The organism is Salinivibrio socompensis S35 (genome assembly GCF_000513715.1).
Classification (GTDB): Bacteria; Pseudomonadota; Gammaproteobacteria; order Enterobacterales; family Vibrionaceae; genus Salinivibrio; species Salinivibrio socompensis.
Map to the genome: position 1 here is coordinate 1 of NZ_AQOD01000216.1, position 1,584 is coordinate 1,584.

Genomic DNA, 1,584 nt, shown 5'->3' on the forward strand with positions numbered 1-1,584 from the left:
AATTGGTAGAGAGAGTCATGTAAGATATTGTAGTTCGCACATCTTGTTGTCTGATTATTGATTTTTGGTGAAACCATTTGATCATATGACAAGGTGTGCATCTACCTTAAATTGATGATTTTTATCTAAATCATCAGGGGATTCCTCAGAGCTCTGCCAGCATAGATGTGTTTGTGTCCTGCTGGTGAATATCTAGGCCAGATGTTGCACTCATAAGTAGTGCATTCGTTGTTGTTTCGTGATGCTCTGCGAACCACTTTTTCTGTTCACTTGAAAGGGTGAGGAACTCATTCATTAAGTCGTTAGCCTGTTTGATGGCAAACTCTTCATCCGGATGGACTTCAGACCAAGGCGACACGACAAGGGGCATTCCTTCAATAATCTGACTAAAACTACGTCTCAAATGAGGGTTTGAATTAAGAACATGCTCGATTATATGTTCTCGAGTTGATAAATATGTTTCAAGCGCAAAATCCTCCACGCTCATTCGTTTGTCAGCAAAAACAAGATATGCATCATCAACGTCTTGAGGGGATAGCTGAGTTAAATTAACAACTGAAATTTCAGCGCTCAGCATTTTGTCACGATTTATTGGTTTGACCGACGTCCCCTGCAAAATGCCATCAAACGTATAGTGGGTATTGGCCGCTAGGTTATATTTCTGTGGTTTTTCTGGTGGTAAATTACGCGTCATTGATTGCTTTTCTTTTTTCGCCGCCGGCTGACTGACCGTTAGACGATCCCCAACCTTCAACGCCATCGGATCGGCGTCATACTGCGGGTTTAATTCCAACAGCTGCTTGGCGGATAAACCGTATTGTGCGGCAATAGCGGGCCATAATTCGCGTTGGCGGGTGGCTGGGTCAGCTTTAACCGTATGTGTTGTCGGTGGCGTGGGCTCATCACCCTTATCGGTATCCTTTTCAGAGGGCTCAGCTCGTTTAGCAACCGCTTGCTTGGGCGCGGCGAGTAATTCACTGATAGACAGTTCAACGCCCTTTTCTTCCAGCCATTCATCGTCTACGCTATCGAGTTCGTCACGTGTAATGGCTTCTTTGAGATAGACGAGGTGCTGGTCTTCGACCTCTTTGCCTCCTATTTTCCAGTACACCAAAATGGCGCTTTGGTAACGATTAAAACCTTGCTCTGTGTTGAGTCTGTCATGCCTAGACCGCGTGGCGTAAAACTGCCATTTACCCTTACCTAATAGCTTGTATTCTTGCACCAAGCGCTTTTGGTGAAAATGGTAATAATAGCCTTCGGTGGGCAAGCCCAGTCGTTCACCGAGTTGAACAGAGGGTGTCACAGGAATAAACGCTTCTTGGATGATACCTGAGCCAATCGACTTTACCTGCACAGGCTCGGGTACGCTGATGCCCATTGAGGCTGAGGCCACTTTCGCGACGAGTTTTTTGGGCTCATTGAATGCGGTATACGTGGTGTATTTAGTACCGTGTTCAGTAGGGGCGGTTTGCCAGTAACCCGTCATGCCTTCCTGCTGGGTCTCGGCCAATAGAAACTTGCACCCCACTGTTTTGCTAAATACCTTGTCCGAGCTGGCAATCTCAAAACAGTATTCGTATT

The 1,584-nt window shown here is 46.0% G+C and carries 1 protein-coding gene; it reads right to left on the bottom strand.

Going from position 1 to position 1,584, the window contains the following annotated elements:
* Nucleotides 1-145: 145 nt before the first annotated feature.
* Nucleotides 146-1,584, bottom strand: a 1,439-nt coding sequence (locus DZ54_RS0117070) for a LysM peptidoglycan-binding domain-containing protein (protein ID WP_025675418.1), incomplete at its 5' end; no start/stop codon positions are given.